25 protein-coding genes, 1 tRNA gene and 1 pseudogene are annotated in these 22089 nt (G+C 54.2%); 19 read left to right on the top strand and 8 right to left on the bottom strand.

The genetic code is table 11. From position 1 onward, the window contains the following. The 7 genes from WBC85_RS04270 to WBC85_RS04240 form a co-directional block, all read left to right on the top strand. A partial coding sequence (locus WBC85_RS04270) for a CTP synthase (RefSeq protein WP_424433435.1) occupies window positions 1-1438 on the top strand: 1438 nt, incomplete at its 5' end. A 158-nt stretch (window positions 1439-1596) separates the two neighbouring features. Next, window positions 1597-2172, top strand: a complete 576-nt coding sequence (locus WBC85_RS04265; protein WP_424433434.1) for a hypothetical protein — start codon at window positions 1597-1599, stop codon at window positions 2170-2172. A gap of 28 nt (window positions 2173-2200) precedes the next feature. Further along, a complete protein-coding gene (locus WBC85_RS04260; protein ID WP_424433433.1) occupies window positions 2201-2494 on the top strand; it encodes a DUF1330 domain-containing protein in 294 nt (97 codons plus the stop codon). Continuing rightward, window positions 2494-2964: a TerB family tellurite resistance protein gene (locus WBC85_RS04255; RefSeq protein WP_424433432.1), complete on the top strand. Its 471-nt coding sequence runs from the start codon at window positions 2494-2496 to the stop codon at window positions 2962-2964. Before WBC85_RS04260 ends, WBC85_RS04255 begins: the two co-directional genes overlap by 1 nt. Before the next feature lie 25 nt (window positions 2965-2989). Further along, window positions 2990-3430, top strand: coding sequence for a TerB family tellurite resistance protein (locus WBC85_RS04250; RefSeq protein ID WP_424433431.1), 441 nt, complete (start codon window positions 2990-2992; stop codon window positions 3428-3430). A 115-nt stretch (window positions 3431-3545) separates the two neighbouring features. Further along, window positions 3546-4316: an ABC transporter ATP-binding protein gene (locus WBC85_RS04245; RefSeq protein WP_424433430.1), complete on the top strand. Its 771-nt coding sequence runs from the start codon at window positions 3546-3548 to the stop codon at window positions 4314-4316. Window positions 4317-4357: 41 nt separating this feature from the next. Then, a complete protein-coding gene (locus WBC85_RS04240; protein ID WP_424433429.1) occupies window positions 4358-5071 on the top strand; it encodes a transporter substrate-binding domain-containing protein in 714 nt (237 codons plus the stop codon). Window positions 5072-5130: 59 nt separating this feature from the next. On the opposite strand, the gene WBC85_RS04235 is transcribed toward WBC85_RS04240, so the two are convergent. Further along, a complete protein-coding gene (locus tag WBC85_RS04235; RefSeq protein ID WP_424433428.1) occupies window positions 5131-6213 on the bottom strand; it encodes an NAD(P)/FAD-dependent oxidoreductase in 1083 nt (360 codons plus the stop codon). Window positions 6214-6352: 139 nt separating this feature from the next. Here WBC85_RS04235 and WBC85_RS04230 point away from each other — a divergent pair, with 139 nt between their 5' ends. Genes WBC85_RS04230 through WBC85_RS04205 form a run of 6 tightly spaced genes read left to right on the top strand, consistent with a single transcriptional unit; the run spans window position 6353 to window position 12770 of the window. After that, on the top strand, window positions 6353-7234 hold the full coding sequence (locus tag WBC85_RS04230) for an ABC transporter permease (protein WP_424433427.1): 882 nt from the start codon (window positions 6353-6355) through the stop codon (window positions 7232-7234). Further along, a complete protein-coding gene (locus WBC85_RS04225) occupies window positions 7234-8043 on the top strand; it encodes an ABC transporter permease (protein WP_424433426.1) in 810 nt (269 codons plus the stop codon). The genes WBC85_RS04230 and WBC85_RS04225 overlap by 1 nt, the downstream gene beginning before the upstream one ends. A 9-nt stretch (window positions 8044-8052) precedes the next feature. Next, window positions 8053-9387: a glutamine synthetase family protein gene (locus WBC85_RS04220; protein WP_424433425.1), complete on the top strand. Its 1335-nt coding sequence runs from the start codon at window positions 8053-8055 to the stop codon at window positions 9385-9387. 40 nt (window positions 9388-9427) lie between these two features. Next, entirely contained in the window at window positions 9428-10111 is a 684-nt protein-coding gene (locus WBC85_RS04215) for a type 1 glutamine amidotransferase (RefSeq protein ID WP_424433424.1), read from the top strand. Next, entirely contained in the window at window positions 10108-11469 is a 1362-nt protein-coding gene (locus tag WBC85_RS04210; protein WP_424433423.1) for a glutamine synthetase family protein, read from the top strand. Before WBC85_RS04215 ends, WBC85_RS04210 begins: the two co-directional genes overlap by 4 nt. Then, a complete protein-coding gene (locus tag WBC85_RS04205; protein ID WP_424433422.1) occupies window positions 11466-12770 on the top strand; it encodes an NAD(P)/FAD-dependent oxidoreductase in 1305 nt (434 codons plus the stop codon). Before WBC85_RS04210 ends, WBC85_RS04205 begins: the two co-directional genes overlap by 4 nt. A 32-nt stretch (window positions 12771-12802) precedes the next feature. Here WBC85_RS04205 and phaR read toward each other — a convergent pair whose 3' ends face one another. From phaR to WBC85_RS04190, 3 genes are all read right to left on the bottom strand, one after another. Next, complete coding sequence (phaR, locus tag WBC85_RS04200) at window positions 12803-13369, bottom strand: polyhydroxyalkanoate synthesis repressor PhaR (RefSeq protein ID WP_424433421.1); 567 nt, start codon at window positions 13367-13369, stop codon at window positions 12803-12805. 158 nt (window positions 13370-13527) lie between these two features. Continuing rightward, window positions 13528-13971 (bottom strand): phasin, PhaP, encoded by a 444-nt coding sequence (locus WBC85_RS04195; RefSeq protein WP_424433420.1) that lies wholly within the window; start codon window positions 13969-13971, stop codon window positions 13528-13530. A 136-nt stretch (window positions 13972-14107) separates the two neighbouring features. Next, window positions 14108-15901, bottom strand: coding sequence for a PHA/PHB synthase family protein (locus WBC85_RS04190; RefSeq protein WP_424433419.1), 1794 nt, complete (start codon window positions 15899-15901; stop codon window positions 14108-14110). Window positions 15902-16031: 130 nt separating this feature from the next. Between WBC85_RS04190 and phaZ the strand changes: the two genes are divergently transcribed. Next, window positions 16032-17321: a polyhydroxyalkanoate depolymerase gene (gene phaZ, locus WBC85_RS04185; protein WP_424433418.1), complete on the top strand. Its 1290-nt coding sequence runs from the start codon at window positions 16032-16034 to the stop codon at window positions 17319-17321. 131 nt (window positions 17322-17452) lie between these two features. Here the strand turns inward: phaZ and rpoH are convergent, their stop codons facing one another. Next, window positions 17453-18349, bottom strand: coding sequence for an RNA polymerase sigma factor RpoH (rpoH, locus tag WBC85_RS04180; protein ID WP_424433417.1), 897 nt, complete (start codon window positions 18347-18349; stop codon window positions 17453-17455). A gap of 163 nt (window positions 18350-18512) precedes the next feature. Continuing rightward, window positions 18513-19538 carry an RluA family pseudouridine synthase gene (locus WBC85_RS04175; protein ID WP_424433416.1) on the bottom strand — a complete coding sequence of 342 codons (1026 nt, stop codon included), beginning with the start codon at window positions 19536-19538 and terminating at the stop codon, window positions 18513-18515. Between WBC85_RS04175 and WBC85_RS04170 the strand changes: the two genes are divergently transcribed. The 5 genes and pseudogenes from WBC85_RS04170 (at window position 19537) to WBC85_RS04150 (ending at window position 21453) form a co-directional block, all read left to right on the top strand. Continuing rightward, complete coding sequence (locus tag WBC85_RS04170; protein WP_424433415.1) at window positions 19537-19842, top strand: DUF6476 family protein; 306 nt, start codon at window positions 19537-19539, stop codon at window positions 19840-19842. The two genes, WBC85_RS04175 and WBC85_RS04170, sit on opposite strands and share 2 nt — an antisense overlap. A 172-nt stretch (window positions 19843-20014) precedes the next feature. Continuing rightward, window positions 20015-20446, top strand: coding sequence for a hypothetical protein (locus tag WBC85_RS04165; protein ID WP_424433414.1), 432 nt, complete (start codon window positions 20015-20017; stop codon window positions 20444-20446). A 15-nt stretch (window positions 20447-20461) separates the two neighbouring features. After that, window positions 20462-20713: pseudogene (locus tag WBC85_RS04160) on the top strand (calcium-binding protein); the annotation flags it as partial. A 15-nt stretch (window positions 20714-20728) separates the two neighbouring features. Beyond that, window positions 20729-20968, top strand: a complete 240-nt coding sequence (locus tag WBC85_RS04155) for a hypothetical protein (protein ID WP_424433413.1) — start codon at window positions 20729-20731, stop codon at window positions 20966-20968. A 221-nt stretch (window positions 20969-21189) separates the two neighbouring features. Beyond that, on the top strand, window positions 21190-21453 hold the full coding sequence (locus WBC85_RS04150; RefSeq protein ID WP_424433412.1) for a hypothetical protein: 264 nt from the start codon (window positions 21190-21192) through the stop codon (window positions 21451-21453). A gap of 24 nt (window positions 21454-21477) precedes the next feature. Here the strand turns inward: WBC85_RS04150 and WBC85_RS04145 are convergent. Both WBC85_RS04145 and WBC85_RS04140 read right to left on the bottom strand, forming a co-directional pair. Further along, window positions 21478-21554, bottom strand: a tRNA-His gene (locus WBC85_RS04145). Between the two features lie 54 nt (window positions 21555-21608). Beyond that, window positions 21609-22089: GNAT family N-acetyltransferase (locus WBC85_RS04140; RefSeq protein ID WP_424433411.1), on the bottom strand; the 481-nt coding region annotated here is incomplete at its 5' end.

Genomic DNA, 22089 nt, shown 5'->3' with positions numbered 1-22089 from the left:
CGACCTTGGCCATTACGAGCGTTTCACCGGCGTGCCTGCCCGCAAAACCGATTCCATTTCATCGGGGCGCATTTACACCAACGTTCTCGAAAAAGAGCGTCGCGGCGATTATCTGGGCAAGACAATTCAGGTGATCCCGCATGTCACCAACGAAATCAAAGATTTCATTTCGATTGGCGAGGATGAGGTGGATTTCATGCTATGCGAAATCGGCGGCACGGTTGGCGATATTGAAGGTCTGCCGTTCTTTGAAGCGATCCGTCAGTTCAGCCATGACAAGCCGCGCGGTCAATGCATCTTTATGCACCTGACGCTGCTGCCCTCTCTCGCGGCCTCTGGGGAGTTGAAAACCAAACCAACCCAGCACTCGGTCAAGGAAATGCAAAGCATCGGCCTTGCCCCCGATAGCCTTGTATGCCGCTCTGAACATCCGATTCCGGAAAAAGAGCGCGAGAAGATCGCGCTTTTCTGTAACGTGCGCAAGGAAAGCGTCGTTGCGGCCTATGATCTGAAATCCATCTACGAGGCCCCGCTGGCCTATCACGAACAAGGTCTGGATCAGGCCGTTCTGGACGCTTTCGATATCAACCCTGCCCCGCGTCCCGATTTGCGCGTTTGGGAAGATGTGGCGGATCGCATTCATAACACGGACGGTGAAATCAACGTCGCGATTGTCGGGAAATATACCCAGCTTGAGGACGCCTATAAGTCGATTAAAGAAGCGCTGACACATGGCGGCATGGCCAACCGTGTGAAGGTAAACGTCTCTTGGGTCGATGCAGAAGTCTTTGATAGCGAAGATGCAGCGCCCTATCTGGAAGGCTTCCATGCGATCCTTGTTCCGGGCGGCTTTGGCGAGCGTGGCACGGAAGGCAAGATCAAAGCGGCGCAATATGCGCGCGAGAACAACATCCCCTATCTTGGTATTTGCCTAGGCATGCAGATGGCGGTGATCGAAGCCGCGCGCAATGTTGCAGGCGTTTCGGCAGCGGGGTCCGAAGAGTTCGATCACGAATCCAGCGGCAAGAAACGTTTCGAGCCTGTCGTATATCACCTGAAAGAATGGGTGCAGGGCAACGCCAAGGTCAGCCGCAAAGCGGATGATGACAAGGGCGGCACAATGCGCTTGGGCGCGTATGATGCGACGCTTGAAGCGGGCTCGAAAGTTGCTGAGGTTTACGGATCGACTGCCATCGAAGAGCGTCATCGCCACCGGTATGAAGTTGATATCGCGTATAAAGAAAAGCTCGAAGCGGCAGGTTTGAAATTCTCTGGCATGTCCCCTGACGGACGCCTTCCAGAAATCGTTGAATGGTCCGATCACCCTTGGTTCATTGGCGTTCAATTCCATCCAGAGCTGAAATCCAAGCCTTTTGATCCGCACCCCTTGTTCAAGGATTTCGTGCGCGCAGCTAAAGAAAATTCGCGTTTGGTTTAAGTTGGAAGGTGCGTGACATCACGCACCTTTCGCTTAGGTTTTGGCAATGAAGGGATCTGTGGTATCCTGCGTCCATGCGGTATGTGGCGTTCACAATTTTCCTTTTCCTTGCGATGCCGCTTACGGCGCAAACGGCATGCACCCGAGCTGTTTGCCAGGTGCCCCATGACAGCCTGCGCTTTAGCAAGATTATCGACTTCGACGATGTCATCTCCTCTATCGGGATCGGCAGCCGGATTGACGAGGTACTTATTCGCGATGGTGCCGTTTTTGGTGAGCGCTTTGCAGGTCAAATCCGCGGCGCCAGCGGTGATTTCGATGTTATCAGCGGTGTCCCAGTCGTGCCTTTGACAATGCTTGACGGCGGCCCCGGCCAAACCCTGGGAGCCATGCACTTACTGGGCACAATCGTGCTGCATGGCCACGGCCACCGCACCTATCCGCGCGTTGAAGCGGTTGGCGAAGGATCGCTTGCCGTCCTCTTTGATCGCGATCAACCCTCGCTTGCTTTTGATATAAGAGGCGGCGAGCAAGGTTTTGCAACGGTCCGGTTCTTCCGCCGCGACGGGTCGGTGATCGATACGCTCACGCTGGGCCCTTTGGCCGAGGATAGTTTCGGCTTTACCCGTCAGAACTCGCAGCCCGATATCGCTGGTTTCTTGTTGCTCAATACAGATCCGCAGGGAATAGCACTGGATAATTTGCGCTTTGAAGGCTTTGACCTGATGGGGTAACCTTTGCTCAAGCAACAGGAGACACCCAATGCCCAAAGGCTACTGGATCGGCCATGTCACGATTGACGATGTGGAAACCTATAAACTTTACCAGCAGGCAAACGCGGCGCCATTCAAGGAATATGGTGCTAAATTCTTGGTACGCGGTGGTAAACAAGAGGTGCGCGAGGGCACAGCGCGCCCGCGCTCTGTTGTTCTTGAATTTCCCACGATTGAAGCGGCATATGCCTGCTATGAAAGCGCAGCTTATCAAGCGGCCAAGGAAATTCGCAACGCCGTCAGTGCCGGCGATATGATTATTGTGGAAGGGTATGAAACCTGATGCCAGTTCTCGAGCGCCTTACGAAGCTTTTCAAAGCGCACCCCGCGCCGCTGCCCCCAAAACCCCTGCCCGAAGCGGACGTGCCGCACGCACTTGGCGCTTTGCTGGTACGCATTGCCCTGTCTGATAATCACTACGCAGTTCAGGAAATCAGCCAGATCGACAGAATTCTATCTCGATTTCAAGGTATTGGCCCAATTGATGCCGCCAAGCTGCGTGCCGAGTGCGAACGCCTTGAAGCCTTCGCGCCAGACACTCCGGATTTTGCCTATCTTTTGTGCGAATCCGTGCCGTATGATACCCGCCTCGAAATGGTCAGCGCGCTTTGGGAGGTGGTCTTTGCTGATGGGGCATTGCAACAGGCCGAGGATGACATGATGGTGCTGACGCAAGACCACCTTGGCATCCGGACCGAAGATTGCGACGCCGCGCGCGAGGCTGCTAAATTGGCAAACTCTCTTTCCTCCTGACGCTGACGGTCCTATATCGTAATTCATGTTTGCTGACTTTCTCAAACGGCTGACCCAGCCCGAGCCCGATCCGCTGGACGATGGCGATGCACGCCTTGCCCTTACTGCCCTTCTGGTGCGCATTGCGCGCGCCGATGGTGATTTCGCCCCCGCTGAACGCCGCCAGATCGAAGCGGTGATTACAACGCGCTACATTCTGGATAAGGAAGGTGCTGCCAGGCTGATTGCTGATGCAACCAAACTGGAAACCGAAGCGCCTGACACCGTTCGCTTTACCCGCGCGATCAAGGATGCAGTGCCCTACGAAGACCGGCTGGGTGTGATCGAATCCCTGTGGTCCGTGGTTCTGGCAGATGGTGTGCGCGAGCAAGAAGAAGACGCGCTGCTGCGCCTTGTTTCCAATCTTTTGGGGGTCAATGACAAGGATAGCGCGCTTGCCCGCCAACGCGTTGCAGCCTCGCTTTAGCCGCCTTACCAGCCGTCACCTTGGGATCATTTAGTGCCGTGCAGACGCATTGGCGATTGCAAAGCCGCTGGTTTTGCGCACAAATGCGCGTCGGGGAACAATCAGAGACATATACGTGAGCCAGCCTGACACCGTCATTGAACTAAAGAATCTTCATAAAGCCTATGGTGATCTGGAGGTTATCAAGGGCGTTTCTATTGCAGCCAAACGCGGCGATGTTGTTTCGCTTATCGGCTCTTCAGGGTCCGGAAAATCCACGCTTTTGCGCTGCGCCAATTTATTGGAAGACAGCCAGCAAGGCGATGTTCTGTTCAAAGGCGAGCCGGTCACATGGTCAGGCACCGGTCACAGACGACGCCCCTCAGACGGCGCTCAGGTGATCCGCATTCGCACCAATCTGTCGATGGTATTCCAGCAGTTCAACCTTTGGTCCCATATGACCATTCTACAAAATGTGATGGAAGCGCCTGTGACCGTGCTTGGCCGCGACAGAGCCGAGGTTGAAGCATCCGCCCGCGCCTATCTGGAAAAGGTTGGCATCGGCGATAAATGCGATGTCTATCCTGCGCAGCTATCAGGCGGCCAGCAACAACGTGCCGCGATTGCGCGCGCGCTTTGCATGGAACCCGAAGCCCTGCTCTTTGACGAACCGACATCAGCGCTTGACCCAGAGTTGGAGCAGGAAGTCGTCAAGGTAATCAAGGATCTCGCCGCAGAGGGGCGCACGATGTTGATTGTTACCCATGATATGAAATTGGCCGCAGATGTTTCGGATCACGTCGTGTTTCTGCATCAAGGTCTTATCGAAGAAGAAGGTGCGCCCGAAACACTATTCGGCGCACCTGAATCGACACGCTTGCAGCAGTTCTTGTCCAGTACTGCGTAAGCAAATCAACCAAACCAACAAACCAATCTAGGGAGACTAAAATGAAAAACCTAATTCTCACAACGGCCGCTTTGGCCCTGACCGCTGGCCTTGCAATGGCCGATACTGTCCGCATGGGCACAGAGGGCGCATACCCTCCCTACAACTTCCTCAACGATGCGGGCGAGGTTGACGGCTTTGAGCGCGAGTTGGGCGATGAGCTGTGCAAACGCGCCGAATTGACCTGCGAGTGGGTCACAAACGAATGGGACAGCATCATCCCGAACCTCGTTTCTGGCAACTACGACACGATCATGGCTGGCATGTCCATCACAGCCGAACGTGAAGAAGTCATTGATTTCACACAAAACTACACTCAGCCTGACCCATCTGGCTATCTCGCGCTCAGCGCAGATGTCGATCTTGCCGGTGGCGTCATCGCCGCGCAAACAGGTACAATTCAGGCGTCACACGTTGCCTCCACTGGCGCGACATTGGTCGAATTCGCAACGCCGGAAGAAACAGTAGCAGCCGTGCGCAATGGCGAAGCAGATGCGGTTCTGGCAGACAGAACCTACCTCAAGCCAATTGCCGACGAAGACGACTCTCTCGTGATGCTCGAGCAGCAAGAGTTGATCGGTGGCGGTATCGGCCTTGGCCTGCGTGAAAGCGACGGCGAGTTGAAAGCAAAATTCGATGCCGCGATTGCTTCTATGAAAGCGGATGGTTCTTTGAACGCACTTATCGAAAAATGGGAAATCGGCGAAAAGTTCTAATCTCGCCTCTTTTCTGAATGAGCGGCGGTCTTCGCAAGAAGGCCGCCGTTTTTTTTGGATCAAGCAAATCGCTCTGGTCGGAATGCCCCAAGCCACGCCTCTGTCTTTGCACCAGCCCCGCGCAGCATTTCTTGCCCGATCAGCTCTCCCATAAGGGCCGCTAAGGTAATGCCAGAATGCATCACCGCCACATAAAGCCCGGGCGCAACTGCGCCGACGGCAGGAAATCCGTCTTGCGGCACAGGGCGGTGCGCTAGCTGCATCCCTTCCAGCTTGATCGAAAGGTTTGGAAAGAGTTCGCGTAATCGTCCCATCGCGTTTTCTGCCGCTTCATCTGGATGCTCAGCAAGGCTATTTGCGCTATCGGCCTGATGCCCGATCGCGGCAGGTGTCAAAAGCCTGCCATCAGGCAACTGGCGCACTTCCCCGAAATCCGTAGCAAGGATATGCGATATCTTCGCGCCAACTGGCCGCGTCCTCAGAACCAGAGCTGGGCGTTGCAGCATTGGCAGCGGAATCTGCAAGGTTGCCAGCAAGGGTTCTGTCCCCGTTCCGGCAGCAACAAGGATTTGATCGGCTTCAAAGACGCCTTCATCGGTTCGCACACCGACCACGCGGCCCGCGTGTTGGCTAAAGCCACATACCCGAAACCCGCGCCCTAGGCGTGCGCCAAGACCTTGCGCCGCGCGCAGCATCAGGTCGGTGACGTTACCCGATTCGATCGAGGCTTCGGCGGGGAAATGAATCGCGCGCTCAGGCCCCGCCCCGAGATCAGGCTCCAGCGCCGCAATCTCGTCTTTGCCGATGATCCGGCAAGGATAACCCTGCGCGTGCAGGCTTTCATATTGTGCATCCAAATCCGCGCCGCTGTGTTCCCAGCAAAGCCCGCCGCTCCATGACACGGGCACATCAATGCGCTGCTCCAATCGCTTGTAGGCCTGCATGCCTTCGACGCGCAGCGCGAAATATTCAGGCGTTTGATAGAAAGAAGCGTTTATCCAACCAAAGCTCGCATCCGTTGCCCTAGCGCTGCCAGCATCCAGAACCAGCACATCAGCGCCCTTTGCTTGCAACTCATAGGCCGCCATTGCGCCGATGATTCCACTGCCAACGACGATAATCTTTTGCTTTGCCCGTTCCACGCCGATGCGCTCCCCACTGCTTGCCGCTCGTTAAACGCTATGACGTTAACGTAGATGAACGCAACGCCAGACAGGGCATTTCAGGCTTGGCCTCGGCGCTGATATCCTGCAACCTACCGCAACCGAAAAAGAAGGTCCGATGTTTAGCTTTTGCACTGATCCGTCTCAATTGAGCCAACTGTCTTGGCTGTCGTGCTATCTTACGACGGGCAAGCATATTGGATTTTACGTCTCATTCGGCACAGTGCTTTTGCTGCTCGCAATCACCGCGCCAACGGCGCTGGCCTTCGGCTTTTTCGGAGCCTCTGCGGCGCGCTCGCATGTTGCGCCCCTGCGTTGGTTTGGCAAAGGCTATATCGCGCTGGTGCGCGGAGTGCCGGATATCGCCTTTTTTCTCTTTTTTATCATTGCGTTAGACCAAGGCATCGAATATCTACGCCACAAAACGCTGTGCCCCGATTGGGATCAACCCATCCGTCAGGGCAATGATTTCATTGTTTGCGATGCGGCCAAAATGCCGCTCGGATCGGCCCCGCAATGGATGCATGAAAGCTACGGGTTCTCACTGGCGGTTCTGACCTTTGCTATCGTCTTTGGTGCTTTCGCGGCCAATGTGCTCTTGGGTGCGATGCGCGCAGTTCCCCGCCCGCAGCTTGAAACAGCCGAAGCCTATGGAATGACCCGACGCCAGACCTTCTGGCGCATTCTGGTACCGCAAATGTGGGTCTATGCCCTGCCCGGCCTGTCAAACCTATGGATGGTTTTGATAAAGGCGACGCCGCTGCTTTTCCTGCTGGGCGTCGAGGACATCGTTTACTGGGCGCGTGAACTGGGCGGTACGAAAACCTCGCGCTTTACCGAATACCCCCATGGCGATTGGCGCATGTGGTATTTCCTGTTCCTTTTGATTTTCTATCTCGCCTTCACCAAGGTTTCCGAAGTCTTGCTTGAACGCCTGATGTTGCGGCTGACACGTGGTCAAGCCACCACGGGCGGCGAAGCGCAAAGGAAGGCTGCATAATGGACGACTGCCTTCAGACAATCGCCGATTACGGGTTGCGCTCGCTCGGGATCGGCCAACGGCTTTTGCCTAAAGAAAATTTCACCCTGTGCCAGCAAGTCACTTTGATCGGCTCAGGTATGATCTGGAACATCTATTTTGGTGTGCTGGCCCTGTTGTTCGGCTTTTTCTTCGCAACAGGGCTGGCGCTTTCAAAAGGTGCCAATAGCCCATGGCTGCGCAAACCCGCTGAATGGTTCATCTTCTTGTTTCGCGGATCACCACTGTTTATCCAGTTCTTCTTTGCCTATTTCCTGTTCCTGTCGCTGAAAGGCGTCAGCCCGGTCTTTAACCCATTTACCGCGGCCTGGCTTGGCGCGTTGATCGTGCTGTTTTGCAATACCGCGGCATATACGGCCGAAATTTTCTATGGCGCGCTGCGTTCTATCCCCAAGGGCGATATCGAGGCAGCAGATGCCTACGGCCTGACCGGCTGGCCACGTTTCAAGAAAATCATCTGGCCGACCATGCTGCGTCTCGCCTGGCCTGGCTACACCAATGAGGCGATCTTCCTTTTCCATGCCACAACCCTTGTCTTTTTCTCTGGATTTCCTGCATGGCAGCAGCGCGGTGACGCGCTATATTACGCCAGTTATTTCGCTGATAAAACATTCAACCCATTCGTGCCCTACCCGATACTTGCAGGATATTTCATCCTGCTGACGCTTGCGGTGATCGGACTATTTGGGCTGGTCAATCGCGCATTAAACAAGCATCTTCCCCAGGAGCAGCGTCGCAAGATAAAGCTGCGTCCAAACATCATCCGCTAGGAAAATCCCATGGCCGACTGGCTGCACGCGAATCCCGAAATCCGCTCTATCCGAGTCGCCGCATGTGATCTGAATGGTCAGGCGCGCGGCAAACGCATACCGACCCGCTTTGCGGGCAAGATTGGTGAAGAAGGCAGTCGCTTTCCTTTTTCTGTGCTCAATCTGGACATTTGGGGCGAGGATATCGAAGATAGCCCGTTGGTGTTTGACAGCGGCGATGCGGATGGGATGCTGCTGCCAACTGAGCGCGGCTATCTGCCGATGCCATGGCTTGGCACGCCGACTGCTTTGCTCCCTGTTTGGATGTTTCATGAGGATGGTCGTCCATTTGACGGTGATCCCCGTCAGGCGCTTGCCCGCATCAAAGACCGCTACACCGCAAAAGGGCTAACCGCTGTCGTCGCCACAGAAATGGAATTCTATCTGATCGACGATTCGGGTCGCATGCCGCGCACCGTGCCTTCGCCGCACAATGGCAAGCGGCGCACAGGGTCCGAAACCCTTGGCTTGCGCGCGCTGGATGCGTTTGATGAGTTCTTTACGGATCTCTATGACGCCTGCGAGGAAATGGATATTCCTGCGGATGCTGCGATTTCCGAAGCAGGCCTAGGCCAGTTCGAAATCAATCTGATGCATGTGGATGACATGCTCAAAGCCGCGGATGACGCGTGGCTTTTCAAGCTTCTGGTGCGCGGGCTGGCACGCAAACACGGGTTTGCGGCCTCTTTCATGGCAAAACCCTATCCTGACTATTCGGGCAACGGCATGCATATGCATTTCTCTGTGCTCGATCAGGACGGTAACAACATTTTTGATGATGGTGGTCCGAAAGGTTCAGAGCGCCTGCAAAACGCCATTGCTGGCTGCCTGAATGCGATGCCCGGTTCAATGTTGATCCTAGCCCCCCATGACAACAGCTTTGATCGCCTTGTTCCCGGGGCGCATGCCCCGACCAAATTATGCTGGGGCTATGAAAACAGAACTGTCGCGATCCGCATTCCGGGCGGCAATCACAAAGCGCGCCGCATTGAGCACCGTGTCGCCGGCGGCGATGTGAACCCTTACCTGCTACTGACTGCTGTCCTTGGCGCAGCCCTTGATGGAATTGAACTGGGCATGACGCCGCCCCCGCCCGTCACTGGCAATGCATATGCGCTGGAAACCCCTGAGCTGCCCGCAACATGGCAAGAGGCTCTGGACATATTTCAAAGCGATCCTACCACCGCGCGGATTTTTCCACAGGCATTGATCCAGAATATGAGCATGACCAAACGCCAAGAGATTGCCGAAGTGGCAACGCTCACGGAAGAAGAGCGGATCGCGCTTTATCTTGAGTTCCTTTAGGCGCTGCACTAGCGTCTGCTTAACGTCCAACAGGTGACTTATGAAAATCGGTATTTTGCAAGCCGGCCATGCCGCCCCAGCCATGATTGACGTGGTGGGCGATTACACCAAGATGTACTCAGATATGCTCGCGGGTCATGATTTCACGTTTCAAACGTGGAGCGTCGTGGACATGGACTTCCCCTCGGGTCCTGAGGATGCAGATGGCTGGCTGATTTCTGGCTCCAAACATGGGGCTTATGAAGATCATGCATTTATCCCACCCCTGGAAGAGCTGATCCGCAAGATCAGTGCGACGGAACGCCCGCTTGTAGGGGTGTGTTTTGGTCATCAGATCATCGCCCAAGCCCTTGGCGGCAAAGTGGAAAAATTTGACGGCGGCTGGTCTATCGGCAATCAGGAATATGACATCAACGGCAAGACCTATAATCTGAATGCATGGCATCAGGATCAGGTCGTGACCCCGCCGAAAGGCGCTGAAACCATTGGCGGTAACGCCTTTTGCAGCCACGCAGTTTTGCATTACGCGGGCAAGGCCCTGACCATCCAGCCCCACCCCGAATTCAATGACAAGGCTATCGAAAGCCTGCTAGATACCCGCGCCAAAGGCGTCGTCCCCGACACCTTGCAAGACACGGCACGTGCGCGTCTGGCGCAGCCCGATGACAACGCGACGCTTGGCGCGATCCTTGCGCATTTTCTCAAAACAAAGAGGCTCTCATGAGCGAGCAGTGGATTCCCGATCTTCCCGAAGCAGCCGAAGCCTATCTTGGAGGCCGTAAACTGGATGAGGTCGAGTGTATCATCTCGGACTTGCCCGGAATTGCGCGCGGCAAGGCGGTTCCAGCCAGCAAATTCCTGAAGCAGACCCAATTTTTCCTGCCCGATTCCATCTTTTTCCAGACCATTACCGGCGATTGGGGCGAGGCTGCTGGCGATGAGGGATTTATCGAAAAAGATATGATCCTAAAGCCTGACATGAGTACAGCAACCGCTGCACCCTGGACCGGGGATTGGACGTTGCAAGTGATCCATGATGCCTATGACCGCAAAGGCAGACCGGTTCCCTGTAGTCCGCGCAACGTGCTAAAACATGTTGTGCAACAGTATCGCAACCTTGGGTTTGAGCCTGTTGTCGCACCCGAAATGGAATTTTTCCTGGTTGCACGGAACATAGACCCTGCCAAAGCGATCGAACCGATGATGGGCCGCTCAGGCCGCCCCGCTGCCGCGCGACAGGCCTATTCAATGACCGCAGTGGATGAATTCGGCCCTGTGATCGACGATATTTATGACTTTGCCGAAGCGCAGGGTTTCGAGATCGACGGCATCACCCAAGAGGGCGGTGCAGGTCAGTTGGAAATAAATCTCCAGCACGGTGATCCTGTCAAACTCGCCGATGAGGTCTTTTTCTTCAAACGCCTGATCCGCGAAGCGGCGCTGCGCCATAATTGCTTTGCCACCTTTATGGCCAAGCCGATCGAGGACGAGCCGGGCAGTGCAATGCACATCCATCACTCCGTGCTTGATATCCAAACGGGAAAGAACATCTTTTCCGGCCCTCAAGGTGGAGAAACAGATGCGTTTTTCCACTACATCGCGGGCCTGCAAAACCACCTGCCTTCGGCGATAGCAGTGCTTGCGCCCTATGTGAACAGCTATCGTCGCTATGTGAAAGATCACGCCGCACCGATCAATCTGGAATGGGGCCGCGACAATCGTACAACGGGCATCCGAATTCCGCTTTCCGATCCGAAGGCGCGGCGCGTTGAGAACCGCCTTGCCGGGATGGATTGTAATCCCTACCTCGGTATCGCCGCGTCACTGGCCTGTGGCTTGCTCGGGTTGATCGAAGAAGAACGCCCTGACAAGCAATTCAAGGGCGATGCATATGACGGCGAGGAAGATATCCCACGCACGCTTGGCGAGGCTCTCAACGTGTTTGAGGAGGCCACCAAGCTTCATGAAATCCTTGGCCCCGAATTTGCCCGCGTTTACGCGATCGTGAAACGTGCAGAATACGAAGAGTTCTTGCAGGTCATCTCCCCTTGGGAGCGCGAGCATCTATTGCTGAACGTATGAACCTTCTATTTTCAAACGATAATAGGGGGGAATACCCGAATAGCTGGTATGCGGCGACTACCGCGCCGCTTGCCCCTTTCGAGCCATTGCGCGGCGAGACGCGCGCCGATGTGTGCATTATCGGGGGCGGCTATACGGGGTTATCCGCTGCGCTACATCTGGCAGAGCTTGGTTATGATGTGGCACTGCTTGAAGCGCACCGCGTCGGTTTTGGTGCCTCCGGGCGCAATGGTGGGCAGCTTGGTTCGGGCCAGCGTATGGATCAGGACGGGTTGGAAAGCCTTTTGGGCTATGATGATGCACACCGCCTTTGGGAAATGGCAGAAGACGCCAAATCCCTCGTGAAAAACCTGATTTCACAACACGCGATAGACTGCCACCTCAAGCCCGGTATTGCCGAGCTTGGCTTTGGCAATTCTGACGTGGCTGAATTACAGGATTACGCCCAGAAGCTACAGGATGACTACGGATATAAGGACATCGAGCCCCTCGATGCAGACGCTGCGCATGCGCTATGCCCCTCGCCTGCGTATAAAGGTGGGCTCGTTGACTGGGGCGCGGCGCATTTGCATCCCCTGTCCTTTGCGCTTGGCCTGGCACGGGCCGCCGCAAATGCAGGTGCGCGCATCTATGAAATGAGCCATGTGCATCATATCACCGAGGGCGCAGAGGCGATTGTACAAACCGACAAGGGCCGTATCAGAGCAGACCATGTCATCCTTGCTGGCAATGGCTATCTGGGCGGGCTGAACCGCAAAGTAGCCGCGCGGGTTATGCCGATCAACAACTTCATCGCTGCAACCGAACCTTTGGGCGACAGCGCACGACGTGTGTTGGCAGAAGATATTGCCGTTGCGGACACCAAGTTCGTCGTGAACTACTTTCGCCTGTCCCATGACAATCGCCTGCTCTTTGGCGGAGGCGAGAGTTATGGCTACCGTTTTCCAAGCGATATCGCGGCCAAAGTGCGCAAGCCGATGTGTGCGATTTTTCCGCATTTGAAAGACGTGCGCATTGACTACGCATGGGGCGGCACGCTTGGGATAACTATGAAACGGATGCCCTATCTTGCCCGCGTCGCGCCCAATATCCTGACCGCGTCTGGCTATTCCGGTCACGGGGTGGGCAATGCGGTGCAGGCAGGGAAGTTGATGGCGGATGCCATTCACGGCGATGCAAGCGGTTTTGATACGATGGCTGCGGTCCCTGCCCCCCGCTTTCCCGGAGCAGGCGCGATGCGTACACCGCTTTTGGCGCTGGCGATGAGCTGGTACGCGATGCGGGATCGTTTGGGAGTTTAACCTGCGCCGATGTGCTGGCGCAGCGTTATGCCTTACTTACCCAGCTTGGATAGCTTTTCCTGAAGATCAGCCAGTTGCAACTTGATCGCGTCCAGATCTTCTTTCGGCTCGCTCGCTGGCTTTTCCTCGGACTTGCTTGTGCTCGACTCACCTGCGCCCGTCCATTGACCGCCGGTCATCGCCTTGAAAAAGGCCTCTTGCTGCTGGCGAAACGCCTCCATGCCGGGGATTTGAACGATTGGCGTCGCCTTGGTCATGTTGTCCATCACCTTGCTCTGGCCATCGCGAAGCATATCAAAGGACATAGACAGGAACTGCGGCACGATAGAGCTTGCTTGGCTTGTGTAGCTGCGCACCAGATCGGTCAGTACGGCAACGGGCAAAACGCTTTCACCCTTGCTTTCACGCTCTGCAACGATTTGCAGTAGGTACTGACGCGTCAGATCATCACCCGATTTGAGATCAACGATCTTCACATCGCGTCCTTCAGAGATGAACCCCGAAATATCCTCAAGTGTTACGTAATCGCTTGTTTCGGTATTATATAGTCTACGGCTTGCGTAGCGTTTGATGAGTAACGGTGTCTTTGCGTCGGTCACTTTAGGCTCCCTCCCAAAATGCAGCAGTGCAGAAAAAAGCTTATGCGAGTGCAGCAGGAATGAAAACCAAAAAGAAAGGGGCCGATCTTTCGATCAGCCCCGGCATTTGGCACCAGTTTGGGAGGAGTCGGTGCAAATGTTCTTTGTCGCAGTGCGAACTACTTCGCAGCAGCTTTCTTAACAGCAGCAGTTGCTTCTGTTGTAGCTTTTTTAACAGCAGCTTGAGCTTCTTCAGAAGCGTCTTTGCCTGCAGCCATCATCAATTCAACTGTGTCCATCTGAACTTTTTTCGCGATTTCAGCGAAAGAAGCAACGTTCTCAGCAGCCGCTTCAGCGGAAGCAGACGCCATGTCTGTCATCGCTTTTGCGTAGTCAGCTGGCTCAGCCTTAACTTTGGAGAACTCAGCGAATTTTGCGAGCGTGTCTTTTGCCCAAGCTGTGGACAGCTCAGCAGATTTTTCAGCTGCGGAAACGGAAACTGCTGCCAGCTTTTCGTTCAGTGTTGCAGTTGTTTTGAAAGCGTCGTCAAAAGCTTTCGTGTCTACTGGGAATGCGCCCATCATGTCTTTCATGATCGCGGAGAAATCTTGTGTCTTAGCCATGGTACCAAATCCTTTGTGTTCGTCGCTACAGGCCTACCCCGTTTTTCTGCGACTGTGAGGATTTTATAGATGCCGCAGCGCAGCATTGCAAGAAGTATTTGCTGCACCGCAGCAAATAGCTTTTTCACCTTACAAATCAGCCTCTTGCACTTATCTTCACATAGGTTCCAGGCGCATCACACAACTCTGGGTGGGTGGAATCACCGGGCTGACGAGCCTCAACCTGCTTACCAGAACGCTCTTTCAGCCATGATTCCCAGCGTGGCCACCATGAGCCTTGAGTAAACTCGGCGCTTTCAAACCAAGCATCCGGATCAAGCGAAAGATCCTCGTTCGTGTAGTGGCTATACTTGTTCTTGCTGGGCGGGTTCACGATCCCTGCAATATGACCCGATTGCGTAACGATAAAGGTTTTTGACTTGCTTCCCATCTGTTGCACGCCGCGATAACAGCTTTTCCAGGCGGCGATGTGATCCGTTTCGCAAGCAATGGAGCACAGAGGAACATCCACGTCTTTCAGGTTCAGCGTTTCGCCCATCAATTCAAAGCCGCCATCCGCGAAATCATTCGACTGGCAAAGGCCACGCAAATACTGAACCGCCATTTTGCCCGGCAGGTTGGCACCATCGCCATTCCAATAAAGCAGATCAAAGGCAGGAGGCGCTTCGCCCATCATGTAGCTTTTGATCGCAGGCGTATAAACAAGATCGTTTGAACGCAGGAAACTAAAGGTGCGCCCCATAATGAACGAGCGCAGATAGCCCTTTTCCCCGATTTCTGCTTCGATCCCGTCAATAAAGTCGTTCTGCAAGAAAGGCGTAAACTCGCCCTGATCCGAAAAATCCGTGAGTGCGGTAAAGAACGTCGCCGACTTGATGCTTTTGTCGCCACGCTTTTTCAACAAGGACAGTGTCAAAGACAGCGTCGTTCCCGCAATGCAATACCCGATACAATTTACTTGTTTCTGACCGGTGATTTCTTTCACCTCGCGGATCGAGGCGAGATAGCCTTCCTCGACATAGTCCTCCAGACCCACATCAGAATAGCTTTCATCCGGGTTGATCCATGACACCACAAAAAGCGTGTAGCCCTGTTCGGTGATCCATTTGATCATGCTGTTCTGCTTTTTCAGGTCCAGAATGTAGAACTTGTTGATCCACGGCGGGAACATAATGATTGGCGTTTCATGCACTGTTTCCGTCACAGGCGCATATTGGATCAGCTCGATCATCTTGTTGCGATAGATTACCTTGCCGGGGGTTGTTGCGATGTTCTCGCCCAGCTGGAATGCTTTCTCATCAGCCAGTTTGACGATCAATTCGCCATCATTTGCTTCAAGATCGGCGACCAGGTTCTCAAGCCCGTCGAGCAGGCTTTGCCCGTCCGTCGCGACCGCTTTTTCCAAAGCATCAGGGTTGGTTCCAAGAAAATTGGTTGGAGCCATCATGTCGATGATCTGCTGGGAAAAATACCGCAGGCGCGTTTTTTCTTTTGCGTCGAGGTCTTCAACATCTTCAACCGCCTGCGCAATGGCCTCTGCGTTTATCAGGTATTGCTGTTTGACGAAGTTGAAATAGGGATGGGTATTCCAAAGCGGGTTCTTGAAACGGCGGTCTTCAGTGAACTCATCGCTTGGGGTTTCAAGCTTGCCTTTGGCCAAGACTTGCTGCGCCTCGACGTAATGCTTCACCGATTTGCCCCAATATGCAGCCTGATGTTCAAAAACCTTGGCTGGATTTTGCATCATTTCCTGCCAATACGAGCTGACAGCGTTGGTGAACAAGTCCTGATTCGGGGCACTAAGTGCAGGGTTTGTCGCACTTTTGCCCGACACCGCTTTGATCAATCGTTCTGACAATGCTTCGATTTTTTCAAGATTTGCGGTCATCTGAGGAGAATTTTGCCCTGCGACATCGTCATTTGTTGTCATCTTAAGATTTCCCACCTACCTTCGCTGCTGTGCAGCATTTTGCTATCACAGTATATCGACGCATTTACCTTGGGGCAAAGCGACGATTTGATCCGCCCCAAAAACGAGGCCGAGCAGGCAAGGATAAACGATGAAGTACATGGCAACTTACGACATGATGGAGACGATGCGGAACACCAACCAGTGGCTTGGTGCGACGGCCAAATCCATGGCGGCCTTTCCAGCGTTTTCACTCATGCCCAATCCAGCCCTGCAATGGCTTGGTGCTTGGGGTGAAGTCACCGAGCGCTCCTTCGAGCGTATGGCCGCAAAACCCGATTGGGGGCTGGGCAGCATCACCTGTGAAGATGGCCGCGATCACCTAATCAAGATCGAAACAGTCGTGGAACGCCCGTTTGGCGACTTGATCCACTTTGAAGTGCAAGGCCGCGAGCCGCTAAAGCGCCGCGTCCTGCTGGTTGCGCCAATGTCTGGCCACTATGCAACGCTGCTGCGCTCGACTGTCAAATCCCTCCTTAGCGATGCAGAAGTCTATATCACGGATTGGCACAACGCACGTGATATCCCTGTCTCGGCAGGCAAGTTCGATATTGAAGATTACACTCTCTATCTCGTTGATTTCATGCGTGAACTTGGCTCTGACATTCACGTAATTGCTGTGTGCCAACCTGCCCCGCTCACGCTTGCGGCGACGGCCTATCTGGCTGAGCAAGATCCTGAAGCGCAGCCACGTTCACTGACTTTGATCGGTGGCCCAATTGACCCCGACGCGACACCGACGGACGTTACTGATTTTGGCAACCGCGTTACGATGAACCAACTTGCGCAAACCGCAATCCAGCGTGTTGGGTTCAAATTCAAGGGCGTGGGCCGCTTGGTCTACCCAGGTCTGTTGCAGCTGACATCTTTCATGTCGATGAACCAGGAACGCCATTCCAAAGCGTTCAACGATCAGATCATGCGCGCCTCCAAAGGCGAAGCATCCGATCATGATGCACACAACCGTTTCTACGATGAATATCTGGCCGTGATGGATATGCCGGCGGAGTTCTACCTCTCCACAGTCGAGCGTATTTTCAAGAATGGCGAGATCGCATCGAACGATTTCGTCGTGGATGGTCACAAAGTTGATATCGGCAAAATCACCACAGTAGCGGTCAAGACGGTTGAAGGCGCGAAGGACGATATTTCCGCACCTGGCCAATGCGTCGCCGCACTGGCGCTTTGCACAGGTCTGCCTGATTCGAAAAAGGCGAGCCATCTAGAGCCGGATGCCGGCCACTATGGTATTTTCGCGGGTCGCAGCTGGCGCGACAACATCCGTCCGCTGGTTCTGGATTTCATCGACGCGAACAGCGATGAAACCAAAGCAAAAGCACCTGCAAAGAAAGCCGCGAATAAGAACGCCGCTGCGAAGTAAACGTTAAAGCAGTCAAATTAGAAAAAGGGCAGGTCTTACTATAAGACCTGCCCTTTTTTTTCTACGGTCACAAAAAACCTCCCCTCGTTTTATCAAGGGGAGGCTTGTAATTTCAGAACCGACTTAAGGGTTTAGGCGTCAACGAGCATGCCCTTTTCGCTTGCCAATGTGCGCATACGCTCTTGCAGCTTTTCAAAGGCACGCACCTCGATCTGGCGAATGCGCTCGCGACTAACGCTGTATTGCCCGCTCAGATCCTCAAGCGTAACTGGCGTGTCGGACAAGCGGCGCTGGACAAGAATGTCTTTTTCCCGCTCGTTCAAAACCTCCATTGCAGCGGCCAACATTTCACGGCGCGCTTCAAGTTCATCGCGCGCTTCATAGTCACCTGCTTGATCGGCATCTTCATCTTCCAGCCAATCCTGCCATTGCATCGTACCTTCGCCCTCTGATCCAACAGTGGCGTTGAGCGACGCATCCCCGCCCGACATACGGCGGTTCATCGAGATAACTTCAGTCTCGGTCACGCCCAGATCATGGGCAATACGCGCGACGTTCTCAGGTCGCATATCGCCCTCCTCCAGCGCGCCGATGCGGGATTTGGCTTTGCGAAGGTTGAAGAACAGCTTCTTTTGCGCGGAGGTTGTGCCAAGCTTCACCAGTGACCAGCTACGCAGGATGTATTCCTGAATTGCCGCACGGATCCACCACATCGCATATGTGCTCAAGCGGAAGCCCTTTTCAGGGTCAAACCGTTTAACAGCCTGCATAAGGCCAACGTTCGCCTCTGACACGACTTCGGCTTGTGGCAACCCGTAGCCGCGATAACCCATAGCGATTTTTGCCGCGAGCCGCAGATGCGATGTCACCATCTTATGCGCAGCTTGGGTGTCTTGCTTTTCGACCCAGCGTTTCGCGAGCATGTATTCTTCTTCCGGCTCCAGCAAAGGAAACTTGCGAATTTCCTGCATGTAGCGGTTTAAACCGCCTTCCGGTGTTGGTGCGGGTAGATTTGCATAATTGGCCATGTCCCTGCCCCTTTATGTTTAAAGCGTTAACATTCAGTTAAGCAGCCTGTTGCGAGGTTTCAAGTACCCCACGTCGCTGCGGTGTTGCATCAAAGGTGGGGTCAGCGCGCGCTAAGTTCCAGCTTTGTGTCTGCGCGCTCACGCGCATGTGCGGTGCGCGGGGCTACGAGCGCAGTTTTTGTAACAATTGCGCCATGTCTTCGGGCAAATCAGCCTCAAACCGCAACATTTCGCCGCTCACGGGGTGCTCAAACCCAAGTAGCGCTGCATGCAATGCTTGGCGATCGAAGGATTTTGCAGCCTCCAAACCCGCCTCGCTCAACGCTTTCGCAGGCAATTTGCGCCGCCCACCATAGCTCGGATCCCCCAACAGCCCATGCCCCGCATGCGCCATATGCACACGAATTTGATGGGTGCGTCCCGTTTCCAAGCGGCATTCCACCAAAGCAAGGCAGGCAGGTTCGCCAAAGCGTTCAACCAGTTTTACCCGTGTCACCGCATGGCGCCCGTTGTCAAACAAGACGGCCTGACGTTGACGGTCATGTTTGTGGCGCGCCAGTTGCGTCGTGATTTTCAACACACCGCCCGTCTCAAAACTCACGCCCCGCACACCGCGCAGACGCGGATCAGACGCTTCCGGAACCGCGTGCGTGATTGCAAGATAGGCACGCTCAGCGGTGTGGGCCGCGAATTGCGCAGCAAGGCCGTGATGGGCCGCATCCGACTTGGCAACCACCAGCAAGCCGCTGGTATCTTTATCGATTCTATGAACAATGCCAGGGCGCTTAGAGCCGCCGACACCCGACAGATTGCCACCAAAGTGATGCAGTAATGCGTTAACAAGCGTTCCGCTAGGCGTTCCCGGCGCAGGATGAACCACCATGCCCGCAGGTTTGTTCACGACGATCAGATCGTCGTCTTCAAAGATCACATCAAGCGGGATATCTTCCGGCGCAATATGGCTTTCACTGGCCTCTTCAACGGTGATTTGCACCTGTGCCCCTGCTGCGACCTTGGCCTTGGGGTCGCGCTGGACCGCGCCGTCGATTACGACAGCGCCCGCGTCTAACAGCCTGGCAAGGCGCGTACGCGAGAGCGAGGCGCTCTCTGGCACATCTCGCGAAAGCGCTTTATCAAGGCGCTGCGGCGGATCATCCTGAACCGCAAAGGAAATAATGGACGCGCCCATGCTGCCCCCTGAACAAGAAATTGAAGAACCCGCCCAATTGCGGTTCCTGCGCCGTCTGGTGACTGTGCTGACGGCGGTGATGATTGGCGGCGTTGTATTGATAATCGCACTGCTTGTCATCCGCTTGAATGATAAACCTGCGTTGCTGCCCGAAAAGGTAGTTCTGCCCGAGGGGGTTGAGGCAAAAGCCGTGACCATGGGCGAAAGCTGGTATGCGATTGTGACGCAAAGCAACACGATACTTATTTATGATCGCTTAAGTGGTAAATTGCTTCAGGATATCATTATCGAATTGCCGAAATAGCGCATTTACTTGAAAGAACGGCCAAGTAATACGCAATGCGCTATTGACGCGATCAAACAATTGCCGCGCGTCTACGCTATTTAAACGTTACGCCCAAAACCCTTAAAGGCATTGCGATTTTACGATGTTCAGGTAACACTCTGCGTGAATATCTAACAAACAAGGGTTCAAAGTGACGACCTACACTTTGACAGGCTTTACATTGACTTGGAGCGACACAAATGGCGACGGTGATGACGATACAGTCGTCGTTGGCACAACCGAATTGCAGGTCGTAAGCCCCGATAACGACATCAGTTTCGTTTATAACATTCTAGCCATCCCGATGGATCCGAATGAGCTGCCTGAAGTCGAAATTACAAACAACTACGCCTATAATGTTAGACTAGATGGCACAATTCTGGACCAGACCTATGGTATTTCAATCGGCGAAGTCCACTGGGGCACTGATAGCGTTGGTCAATTCATTGCATTTGGCGGCAATGGTCCGTCCAATCACATCTTCCATTTGAACGGCGATAATCTGAACATCACAACCCCGGCGGATGTTGCGGCGCTTGATGCCTCGGCCACCTATTTTGGCGAAGTGCTTGTAGCGGGATAGGAAGAAGGCGATGTCATCGAGTTCGCCGACATTGCTGGAATTTCGATCAAAGAAAGCGACCGTATCTACGGCGATAATGCGAAGAACGACTTTTCTGGCGGCGCAGGCAAAGACCGGATTTGGGGCGGTAGCAACGCAGATAAGCTTGCTGGCAACAAAGGCAATGACAAGCTGTATGGCGAGAACGGTCGCGACAAGCTAAACGGTGGTAAGGGTGCTGATCTGCTTGACGGCGGCGCAGGGGATGATGAACTCAATGGCGGACTTGGTAAAGACACATTTGTGTTTGCCGACGGCTATGGTTCCGACCTGGTAACGTCCTTTGAAAACAACGACGACACGCTGCGCCTCAACTCTGACCTTTGGACCGGAACACTGACCGTTTCCCAAGTGCTCGATCAATTCGCAACGCGCCTGACCAACGCCGATTTTGATGGTGTTCACTTTGATTTTGGCGGTGACGAAATCTACCTGAATGGCATCGGCCTGAACGCGCTGGGAAATGATATCGAGATCGTTTGATTTCCGAACCTAGTCAAACACAGCTCACGACAAGGCCGAGGATGTATGTCCTTGGCCTTGTTCCGTTTTTCAAGGTCGAGATTAACCAGTTTAGTGTTTATTCATTGATTGCACCGGCTTTGAAGCCCATACATTAACACATCCTTAAAAGGCCTGCGGCAGAAGTCGCGCCTCCCTCTCACAGCCTTCTATCGCCCTTTTTCCGGCCAATGGAGAGTCCTGTGAGACCTGCAACTTTCATCATCCCAACCCTTTGCGCGATTAGCCTGTCTGGCTGCGCAAGTGACAAGACCATGCACTTTGTTGCTGGTGTTGCCGCCTCGAAATACGTGACCAAACAAACCAATAGCCCCCTACAGGGCTGCGCCGCAGCTTTGGCAAGCGGCATCGCAAAAGAAATCTATGACAGCCGCTTTGGCGGTGTGGTCGATCGTTACGATGCCCTCGCGACGGGCGCGGGATGCATGTACACAATTCGCTTTTGAGAGTGCTAGTATTGAGGGAGGATTTGGTACCGCCTCCCCGGCTTGAACGGGGGACCCCTGGTTCCACAAACCAGTGCTCTAACCAACTGAGCTAAGGCGGCACACAGGGGGCATTTAGCTTTTGGGTGCTGCGATTGCAAGTCCCTTTTCGGGCTCTAAAGCGTGATTTCCCATTGTTGCTCAATTAGGGAAACACCAAACGACACGACAGGTTTAGAACTGACGCAGTGCCACCCAGCTTGTTCATAGAGCGCGCAGGCTGCCTTGTGGCTTTCATGGGTCCAAAGAGCCATGCGCACATAGCCTTTCGAAATGGCAAACCCCATGCATTGTTCCAAGAGCTGCCTGCCTATCCCTTTTCCACGCGCTTCGGGCATTAGCAAAAACATCCGTAGCTTTGCAGTTTGCGCATCCTGACGCACACAGAAAATACACCCAAGCCGCATGTCACCTTCACAGGCAATCCAGCCGGCATCGCTGCTGGGATCCAAACGTGTTTCGAATGTCGTTAGGATTTCGTCAACTAACGGGCCAAAGCTGGCATCAAATCCCTCATCGCGCGCATAGAGCGCTTGATGCTGCGACACCACCCAATCATGATCGCTGGATTGAAGGGTACAAAGCTTGATATCACTC

The organism is Planktotalea sp. (assembly GCF_049680325.1).
Classification (GTDB): domain Bacteria; phylum Pseudomonadota; class Alphaproteobacteria; order Rhodobacterales; family Rhodobacteraceae; genus Planktotalea.
Note: the sequence above shows the minus strand (reverse complement) of the source record. Positions and strands in the feature narration are given on the sequence as shown.